The sequence below is a fragment of the Thermogemmatispora sp. genome, assembly GCF_019683755.1.
Taxonomy (GTDB): Bacteria; Chloroflexota; Ktedonobacteria; order Ktedonobacterales; family Ktedonobacteraceae; genus Thermogemmatispora.
Genome location: NZ_JADGHT010000182.1, coordinates 1 through 9,022 on the forward strand (window position 1 = coordinate 1; position 9,022 = coordinate 9,022).

The 9,022-nt window shown below is 59.0% G+C and carries 7 protein-coding genes; 4 read left to right on the forward strand and 3 right to left on the reverse strand.

Annotation, left to right across the window (positions count from 1 at the left end; all coding sequences use genetic code 11):
* Positions 1–150: 150 nt before the first annotated feature.
* The 3 genes from IRZ24_RS12385 to IRZ24_RS12395 all read left to right on the forward strand — a co-directional run bounded on the left by IRZ24_RS12385 (position 151) and on the right by IRZ24_RS12395 (position 4,229).
* Complete coding sequence (locus tag IRZ24_RS12385; protein ID WP_297164681.1) at positions 151–618, forward strand: hotdog fold thioesterase; 468 nt, start codon at positions 151–153, stop codon at positions 616–618.
* 254 nt (positions 619–872) lie between these two features.
* Complete coding sequence (locus tag IRZ24_RS12390; RefSeq protein WP_297164684.1) at positions 873–2,633, forward strand: AMP-binding protein; 1,761 nt, start codon at positions 873–875, stop codon at positions 2,631–2,633.
* Positions 2,634–2,948: 315 nt separating this feature from the next.
* Entirely contained in the window at positions 2,949–4,229 is a 1,281-nt protein-coding gene (locus IRZ24_RS12395) for a glycoside hydrolase family 3 N-terminal domain-containing protein (protein WP_297164686.1), read from the forward strand.
* A gap of 84 nt (positions 4,230–4,313) precedes the next feature.
* On the opposite strand, the gene IRZ24_RS12400 is transcribed toward IRZ24_RS12395, so the two are convergent.
* Complete coding sequence (locus tag IRZ24_RS12400) at positions 4,314–5,045, reverse strand: cysteine hydrolase (RefSeq protein WP_297164689.1); 732 nt, start codon at positions 5,043–5,045, stop codon at positions 4,314–4,316.
* 393 nt (positions 5,046–5,438) lie between these two features.
* Between IRZ24_RS12400 and IRZ24_RS12405 the strand changes: the two genes are divergently transcribed.
* Positions 5,439–7,160 carry a peptide ABC transporter substrate-binding protein gene (locus IRZ24_RS12405; protein ID WP_297164692.1) on the forward strand — a complete coding sequence of 574 codons (1,722 nt, stop codon included), beginning with the start codon at positions 5,439–5,441 and terminating at the stop codon, positions 7,158–7,160.
* A gap of 213 nt (positions 7,161–7,373) precedes the next feature.
* On the opposite strand, the gene IRZ24_RS12410 is transcribed toward IRZ24_RS12405, so the two are convergent.
* Together IRZ24_RS12410 and IRZ24_RS12415 are read right to left on the reverse strand one after the other, a co-directional pair.
* Positions 7,374–8,051, reverse strand: a complete 678-nt coding sequence (locus IRZ24_RS12410; RefSeq protein WP_297164695.1) for a TspO/MBR family protein — start codon at positions 8,049–8,051, stop codon at positions 7,374–7,376.
* 541 nt (positions 8,052–8,592) lie between these two features.
* A complete protein-coding gene (locus tag IRZ24_RS12415; protein WP_297164699.1) occupies positions 8,593–8,967 on the reverse strand; it encodes an alpha/beta family hydrolase in 375 nt (124 codons plus the stop codon).
* Between the last annotated feature and the right edge of the window lie 55 nt (positions 8,968–9,022).

Below are 9,022 nucleotides of genomic sequence, written 5' to 3' on the forward strand. Positions count from 1 at the left end.
GGTTGGGTCCGCCGCTAAGCCGGGCCGGTTCGGGTTGGTCGGCGCGCCGCGGTCTCCTCTCCTCGGCGGTGTCTGCTCACCGTCCTTGTAAGGGTATTGTACCCGCATTAGAGCTGTAAAAACAACGGACAAACAGGGGAAACGCGATAGATGGAATTGTCGAGCCAGGAAATCGTTGAGCGCCTCAATGGCACACGGGCTGGCACTCTGTGGGAAGCCCTGGATATCTCACTTGTCAGCGCCGACAAGGAGCGCGTAGTGTTGAGTATGCCGATTGGGCCACGTCACAAGCAGCAGGCTGGCTATCTGCACGGTGGCATCTCAGTCTTGCTAGCCGAGACGGCGGCCTCCATCGGAACAGCCCTGAACATCAACTTGGAGGAGCAGATGGCTCTTGGCCTGGAAATCAACGCCAACCATCTGCGTCCCAAGCGCGAAGGTCGACTGACGGCCGTCGCCACCCCCATACACCGCGGGCGCACCACCCACGTGTGGGAGATCCGCATCCTGGACGAGCAGGAGAAGCTGGTTTGTATCTCACGCTGTACGCTTGCTGTGGTACCACGCCCGCCAGAGGCCATTAACCCGCTCATGGCCCCTGATCAAGCATCTGCATAATTCAAGTGCAGGTCTTGACAGCCTCTGCTCCAGCAGGTACCCTACCTACCAGTACGAACACTGGCGTTCTTCGTTCGGCTTAGTGAGTCATCTGGCTGTACTTCAAAAATGCAAAGAGGCATAAGGAGATCTTGAGTTGATTGCGGGAACAGGGAAGGGATCGGCGCGAGGTGAGAGGCAAGCAGATAGGGAAGGAGCCTCCTCCCCGCCCTGCTCCTTCCCGTTCCTGCTAGTATCCCCGAGGAGCAGACGCTATGGGCCTGACCACCGCTGGTCTCTCCTACTGGCAGGGCGAGCCTGCCGAAATCCCCCTCCTGAACATGACTGTTGGTGACCTCCTGGATCACCGCGCCGAGGAGTTACCTTCAAGTGAGGCCGTTGTCTATAGCGGCTATCCCGAGTATGGCGGTGCCCTCGACCTGCGTTGGACCTATCGCGATTTGCGCGAGCGTGCTGAGGCGGTGGCGCGCGGTCTGCTGGCGCTCGGCCTCCAGAAAGGCGAGCATATTGCAGTCTGGGCGGTGAACTTGCCCGAGTGGCTGCTGCTAGAGATGGCGGCAGCCAAGGCTGGCCTGGTGCTCGTGACCGTGAATCCTGTCCTGCGCGCGCGTGAGGTGGAGTATGTGCTCCGTCAGGGCGATGTTGCGGCCCTCTTCTTTATGGCGCGGGTGCGCGATCACGACTGCCTGGAGACGGTGCAGCGGCTGACAACGCCCGCTGGTCCGCCAGGAGCGGTGCGCAGCGAGGTTTTGCCTTGCCTGCGTTATGTTTGCTTGCTGGGGCCAGTGCCCGACGCTCTAGCTCAGCAGCGCACCTGGAGGCCAGCCTTGTTTCGCGAGCTGATTGCGGCGGGCGGTGCAGTTCCTCTCGAGGCCCTGCGCGAGCGTCAGCGCAGTCTTTCCCCCGATGATGTAGTGCAGATCCAGTACACTTCGGGGACGACTGGCTTTCCCAAAGGGGCCATGCTGACTCATCGCAATGTCCTCAATAATGCCATGCTCTTTGTGCGTCGCTCCGCTGGCCTGCCCCATGACCGCGTGTGTAATCCTATGCCTTTCTTCCATACTGCCGGCTGCGTGCTCGCCGTTCTGGGTTGCCTCTACATGGGCACTACTCTTGTGCCTATGCTGGCTTTCGACCCTCTCAAGACGCTACAGATCGTGAGCAGTGAGCGCTGTACGCTGCTGGGGGCTGTGCCGACGATGCTGCTGGCCTTGTTGCAGCATCCTGACTTTGGGCGCTACGATCTTTCTACGCTGCGTGTTGTGACCTGCGGTGGGGCACCAGTGCCCCTGACACTGATGCAGCAGGTCAAAGAGCGCATTGGCGCCGACATCACGATTGTCTACGGACTAACAGAGTCTTCTCCTGTGATTACGCAGACGCTTCCGCGCGATAGCTTTGAGCTGAAGGCTAGCACTGTCGGGGTGCCATTGCCTTATACGGACGTTAAAATCGTGGACCCTGCCAGTGGTGCGGTGGTACCCTGCGGCACACCTGGGGAGCTTTGTTGTCGTGGCTACCTGGTGATGAAGGGCTACTATAAGATGCCGGAGAAGACAGCAGAGACCATTGACGCCGAGGGCTGGCTCCATACTGGAGATCTGGCGACGATGGATGAACAGGGCTATGTGCGCATTGTGGGCCGTCTGAAAGAGATGATTATTCGCGGCGGGGAGAATATCTATCCGGCGGAGATCGAAGATTTCTTATTGCAGCATCCAGGCGTCGCTGAGGCTCAGGTGATTGGCGTACCGGACCCCTTTTTCGGCGAGGAGATCGCTGCGGTGATTCGTCCGCGCGAAGGCGCCCAGGTCAGCGCCGAGGAGCTACGTGCTTTTTGCCAGGGCCAGATCAGTCATCAGAAGGTGCCCCGTTATTTCCTCTTCACTCACAACTTTCCGATGACAGCCAGTGGGAAGGTGCAGAAATTCTTGTTGCGTGAGCAGGCTATCAAAGAGCTGGGGCTGCAACAGGCCAGGCCCGAGAGGATTCGAGAGGTCCCAGGTAGCTAGACAATAGCAGCTCAGCGAGCAGGAACGCCCTCAATGGGGGCAGCAGGCTCTGTGGTAAGGCGTTTCTGCTCGCTCTGCTCCTCGTTTCTCTCGCGGTTCCTGCTTCCAGCTTCCAGAGCGGCCTCTCCCCCTGCAAAGAGAGACAAGGTGAGCCACCAGTGGCAGGGGATCTTTCTTATCAGAAACCTGCTTCAGTCAGTAAGCAGGAAAAAAGTACCAGCCAGTGCGCTCCTCCCGTGCTGGCTCGTTTGCCCTTTGCAAGGAGTACATTGATGGGGAGCCGGCGCCCGCGCTCGCCCGAGAAGGCTGAGTCACATGAGGATGACCCGAGGCTATGGCTTGCTTGCGCTGCTTTTCCTGCTCTTGAGCAGCAGCGCCTGTCTCACTCCTGGCGGCCCGGCTGGTCCGGGGCAGCCTCCTCCGACCGCAACGACCTCCGTCCAGACCAAGCCTGGCAGGCTTTCACCCACTGCCATCCCAATCACCGCTACCCCGACGCTTGACGAGCTAGCCCACGGCATCGTCCGCAATCTGACCCTCGACCAAAAGCTTGGTCAGATGATCATTGTCGAATTCTACGGCGCCGGCTATAACGCTGACCTGCAACAGATGATTGAGCAGAGCCAGGTCTCAGGTGTCCTGATTGAAGACAAGAATGGCAATGCCCAGAGCGCACCCCAGCTTACTACTCTCAATGCCACCCTGCAGGCCCACGCCCATATTCCGCTCTTCATCAGTACCGATTTCGAGGGAGGCTATGTCAACGAGCTACGGCGCATCACCGGCGAGCGCCCCTCTGAGGCCGCTATCGGCGCCACCGGCAGTATGCAATACGCCTACGATCAAGGCCTGGCGGCTGCTCGGACCCTCAAGGCCCTCGGCCTCAATGTCAATTTTATGCCTATCGTCGATGTCCTCTCCAATCCCAACAATCCCGGCCTTCCCCAGCGGACCTTTGGCTCCGATCCAATGCTCGTCACCAACATGGGGCGCGCCTATCTCAAAGGGTTAACCGCTGGCGGCATCGTTGGCTGCCTTAAGCACTTCCCGGGCCTTGGCGCAGCCAGCGTCGACCCTCATCGCTCGCTCCCCACCGATAACCGTAGCCTCAGCCAGCTAGCCAGCAGCGATCTCATACCCTACCGGACCCTGATCAGCGAAGGGGTCGTCCCAATGGTCATGACGACGCATATCCTCAACCCTCAGCTTGATCCGCGGCTGCCCACCTCGCTCTCACCAGCCGTGGTCACCGATCTGCTGCGCAACCGCCTTCACTTTGAAGGGGTGACCATCAGTGATACACTCTGGATGGGCGGGATCAGCAACACTTATAGCCTTGCTCAGGCCGCGGTGCTGGCTGTCAAGGCCGGCGAGGACCTGCTACTCGGGCCGCGCGGGTTGAGCGAGACACGCAGTGTGCTAGCTGCCCTAAAGCAGGCTGTGCTCAAGGGGGAGCTACAGGAAAGTCAGATCAACGCTGCTGTGGAGCGCATCCTCCTTCTCAAGCTGCGCTACGGTATTCTCAGTCAACAGCGCGCCCTGGAACTGCTAGCGACTCCCAGCGATGGTCAGCCTCCTACGGCTCACGCCCCCTAGTCGGGAGTATAGCCGAGGCCGCTAGGAGGCCTGTTGTGGCCAATCCTCGCTTGAGGCTGGCTGGCAGCAATGATGCCTCCACTTTTATCCCTCAGCCTCAGCGCTCGCGCCAGAGCCGTCCTCGCTGGCTCCCTGACCCTTCACAGCAGCCCTGTCGGAGCTGGCGCGACCACGCTCCAGGTGAGCCACGACCTCAGCACTGTCCATAAGCGAAACGCCGATGGCGCGCAGCTCCTGTTTCCCTTGTTCGTACAGGCCGGAGACCGCATCTTCCACTAAGACCAGGCGGAAATCGCGCTCACTGGCTTCGTAGAGGGTCGAGCGAAGACAATGGGGGAAGTTGCAGCCGCAGATCGCCAGCGTTGATACCCGGGCGCGACGTAGATAATTCTCCAACGGCGTACCGTAGAAGGCCCCCCAGCGGGGCTTGTAGATAATGACCTCACCTGGCCAGAGATACTGAATGTGACCGCTCAGCAGGCGCTCTGTTTCCAGGCGCGAGAAGCGGTCAGGGAGCAACTCCGGCACGATTTCACTCCCGGGGGAACCGGCCAGAACCCAGTAAGCTCCCTGCTCCACTGCGCCTCGATAGCACAGGTCGACGTTTGAGCCATCGGCCAAATAGAGGCGCACGACATGGACAATGGGCCGCTCCGCAGCGCGAAAGGCCTGCAATAAGCGGACAATGCGCGGCAGAATAGCAGAGGTGCCGATCATCCCGGCGGGTTGACCTTCCAGAAAATCTCTTTGCATCTCAAGTACAATGAGAGCAACAGAAGCAAAATCAGGCCGAGTATAGTGATCCATGAAGCTCATCAGAGACCGCTCCGCGCTTAAGCCGATCAGCATCTTGTGATCATTGTACCACGCTTGCAGCACTGAAGTCGTAGACAGTGCCGGAGAGAGCTGCTGAGCGATCACTTGTTCTGGCACTTTCTTGCCTGGGAAAACAAAGCCAGAGCAATAAAACGCTGTGAGGTTTTCCGCTCCGGTGACGTAGTAACTAAGGGGTCAATGAGAAGAGAATCGCGCTCTGGGAAGGGCGCTGCTGGTGCCAGGATTCTCGTCATTGCTCATTGTTACCCCGAATGTGCGTCACCAGTCAGTGTCACTGATCCAATGTCCACCGAGGGCGCTTCTCCTTCAGCCATCTGACAGCGAACCGTGGGAATGACATATTTGAATGGTGCGGGAAGGAGTATCAATCACATGAGGAAGCAGAAGGTAACAACAGGCGTTTTCCACTTGCTGCTTCTGGGAATACTGGCCCTCTTTGTCGCCGCCTGTGGTGGCGGTGGGCAGAGCGGGACCACAACCAAGGCCAAGGCGCCTGCTAGTCAGCAGAAGTTCATTTTTGCCAACACCGGCGTTCAGGATATCGAGACCTTCGATCCAGCGCTGGTGACCGACCTTCCCTCGTCGACCGCCATTAACCTGGTCTTCACCGGGTTGGTGTCGCTGGACGAGAATCTCAACGTGCAGCCGGAGATTGCCTCGTCGTGGGACATCTCGCCAGATGGTCTTACCTATACCTTCCATCTGAGAAATGACGTTAAGTTCAGCGACGGCACATCTGTGACCTCAGAGGATGTGGCCTACAGCATCGACCGCGCTCTGCAGCCAGCTACTAAGTCGCCGGTTGCCGGCAGCTATTTGAACTTGATCAAGGATGCCGACCTGCTCAGCGCCGGTAAGAAGCCCTCGATCATCGGCGACAGCTTGAAGACGCCTGATAAGTACACGATCAGCATCACCCTCAGCAAGAAGGCGGCCTACTTCCTGGATGCTCTGGCCTACCCCACCTCCTATGTGGTGGAGAAGAAAATCGTTGAGAAGTATCACCAGAGCTGGACCGATCACCTTGATGAGGGTGGCGGCACCGGTCCTTTCAAGGTGCAGTCCTATCAGCACAACAAGCAGATCGTCTTTGTGCCCAACCCCTACTACTATGGGCCCAAGCCGCAACTGCAGCAGATCATCATGCCCTTCTACCAGGACGTGAAGACGGCTTACCAGGTCTACCAGACTGGTAAGATCGATATCACGCCGATTCCTATCACCAACATCCAGCAGGCGCGGGCCAGGACCGGGGAGTACAGCGAGACGCCCCAGCTCTCGATCGATTATCTGGGCATGAACTACCTGGTCAAGCCCTTCGATAACATCCACTTCCGTCAGGCGCTCTCGCTGGCTATCAACCGCGATCAGATTATGTCGGCGATCTGGAAGAACACCCGTAAGCCGACCTATCATATCGTGCCGCAGGGTATGCCCGGTTATAATCCTAACCTGACCGGCCCGGCGGGCGTCGCCTCAACCGCGGGCGACAAGGCAAAAGCTAACGAACTGCTGCAGATGGCTCTCAAGGAGATGGGCCTCTCGAACCCAGGCCAGTTGCCCGCGCTGCAGCTCTACTATCCCAGCGGCTCGCAGGATGTGACGAACGAGATCACAACGCTCGCTGACCAGTGGCACAATGTGCTCGGGATCACAGTGAAACCTGTGGCCACGGACTTTAACAAGCTGCTGGAGGATCTGAACGCAGCGCCGGGGAACCCCAAGGGTATCGGCTTCTGGTCGATCGCCTGGATTGCAGATTATCCCGATCCGCAGGACTGGCTGACCCTGCAGTTCGATGCCGGTTCCCCCAATAACCAGGTCAACTACGGCCAGAACCATTCGAGTGACGCCGCTCAGCAGAAGCAGGTCCAGAAGAATCTGGAGGCGGCTGATGCTATGGACAATGGCCCAGCCCGCTACCAGGCCTACAACCAGGCTGAGCAGCAATTGGTCAACGATGTGGCCTGGCTCTCGCTTGACCAGCGCATTGGTATGCGCTTGCTCAAGCCCTATGTGATCGGTATGAAGTTCAATGCTCAGGGCCTCTTCCCGCCTGAGCTGTGGGCTAATGTCTACATCGCTCAGCACTAGCCTGACCCCCCCCTGAGCGCAAGGCAGAAGCTCCTCCAGGGAGGATCAGGCACTCGCTGGTGAAGTCAGCAAAGCCGGCTGTCAGCCGCTGTGGCAGGGCAATCCCAGCAGGGCCACAGTGACTGACTCAGCCGGCCTTCTTGTTGGGCGGAGGCACCGTCCTCGCGGCTCAGCGCTCCGATCCGCTCTTATTCTCCCATCACCTCCACCACCTTATTTAGCCGGACGCCGCTTGAGCAAGCCAGGCGCCGGCTCCACGAATGGCCCAACTTCATAGAGGGCATCGCGGTTCCACAGGGCTTGAAAAAGAGCCGCTGTAGAGGCCAGCAGCAGCCAGAGCAAGAGCGTCGCCAGCGAGAGCGCCACCAGGGTGTCCCGTAAACGCAACAGCGCCACCAGGCCACTGGCGATCGTTAATCCGAGCATAAGCAGAGTCAGAGCGAGCGCGTTCAAGGGCGAGCGCAGGCCAAAATAAGCGGCACTGAAGATGATATAATCGAGCCACGAGGCCGCCTGTAAGGCCAGGTAGGCCTTCCGCCCCTTAGAGGTGGAGGGCTTATTGAGGACGCGCAGCAATCCCCAGATGGCCGACAAGTTGTTCAGGGTCCAGACAGGGCCGAAGACCCAGGCCGGCGGAGCAAAAATTGACTGTCTCAGCCCTTCAAAGTAGCTCACGTCTCCAAGAAGCTGGCCCGGACTGCGGATGCTCCGCCCCTGCCAGCGATTCACCAGGCCACTGAGAGCGAAAGTCAATCCCTGCACAAGCAGATAGAAGAGCAGCCCATGATACCAGCGCCAGCGCCGGCCTGTCTCGCGAGTCAACAGATTGCCGGCAAGGAGGTATCGGTCGCCTTCGGGTCTCTTCTTAGCCCTGTCGCGCAAGAGCGCCATACCTGTCCGCCTCCTTCTTCCTGCAGTGTGAAGAGTCTGCCCGTCTGCTCTATCTCTCCCTGTCTGTCCAGATCAGTTGGCAACGAGCTATCGCTCGTCTCTTTCTGTCTGCTAGTGTACCCCTCTGAGCAAGGAGGCAGCCGGGAGAAGAGAGGGCAGCTCGGCAAGCAGGCTAGCAGACGGACAAGTGCAACCGGCCAAGTGAGCAGCGTCTACTCGGCTTCTTCGCTCCGCTCTGCTCCGCAAGAGAGCTAATTGAGGCTCGTAACAGCATAGTAAAGGAGCGAGCACGCCGCGCGGACGAAGGCAGAGTAGAGAGGGGGGAAAGAGGCCAGGATACCCAGGATACTAGATGCTCGCCCGTCGCGACAGCCAGGCGAGTGAACGGCTGCCACACTGGGCCGGTGCGACTGCCTGCCGCTCTAGCACATAGGAGAAACGAGCAAGCGACAGGCGCTGAATCAACCTGACAGTACCTGCGTGCGAACTGGACTAGCTCGGGCAGGGTCAGCAGACGAGCGCGAGTCTCGGCGTTCAGCCCTCACAAAGTCTGAACGAAGCTGGCAATAATCGTCTGCACTTCGTCCAGCCGCCCCTGGAAGAAGTGATCAGCTCCCTCGACCGCAATCATCGTTTTGGGAGCCGGTAACTGCTCAAACCAACGAGCCGTCAGCGGATAGGGAGCAATCTCGTCCCGACTCCCGTGGATGATCAGCTTGGGCTTAGTACAGCCCTGTAATGTGTCTCCGTTGAAGCTGCGCGCGGGGACGCCCAGACCGATCAGCGCCCGCACTCTGCCATCAACGGCCCCCACCCGCAGGCCTACATAGGCGCCAAACGAGAAACCAGCCAGAATAACCGGGATGCCCGGATAGCGATGACTGAGGAAGTCCAGCGCGTAGCGCACATCATCCATTTCCCCCCTCCCCTCATCATAGCTACCCGAACTTCTTCCTGTCTATTATAAACAT

Bases quoted from the DNA above. Each gene is read 5' to 3' on its own strand.
- IRZ24_RS12410 (WP_297164695.1), bottom strand. From the start codon at position 8,051: ATGGCGCTCTTGCGCGACAGGGCTAAGAAGAGACCCGAAGGCGACCGA.
- IRZ24_RS12400 (WP_297164689.1), bottom strand. From the start codon at position 5,045: ATGAGCTTCATGGATCACTATACTCGGCCTGATTTTGCTTCTGTTGCT.
- IRZ24_RS12385 (WP_297164681.1), top strand. From the start codon at position 151: ATGGAATTGTCGAGCCAGGAAATCGTTGAGCGCCTCAATGGCACACGG.
- IRZ24_RS12390 (WP_297164684.1), top strand. From the start codon at position 873: ATGGGCCTGACCACCGCTGGTCTCTCCTACTGGCAGGGCGAGCCTGCC.
- IRZ24_RS12415 (WP_297164699.1), bottom strand. From the start codon at position 8,967: ATGGATGATGTGCGCTACGCGCTGGACTTCCTCAGTCATCGCTATCCG.
- IRZ24_RS12395 (WP_297164686.1), top strand. From the start codon at position 2,949: ATGAGGATGACCCGAGGCTATGGCTTGCTTGCGCTGCTTTTCCTGCTC.
- IRZ24_RS12405 (WP_297164692.1), top strand. From the start codon at position 5,439: ATGAGGAAGCAGAAGGTAACAACAGGCGTTTTCCACTTGCTGCTTCTG.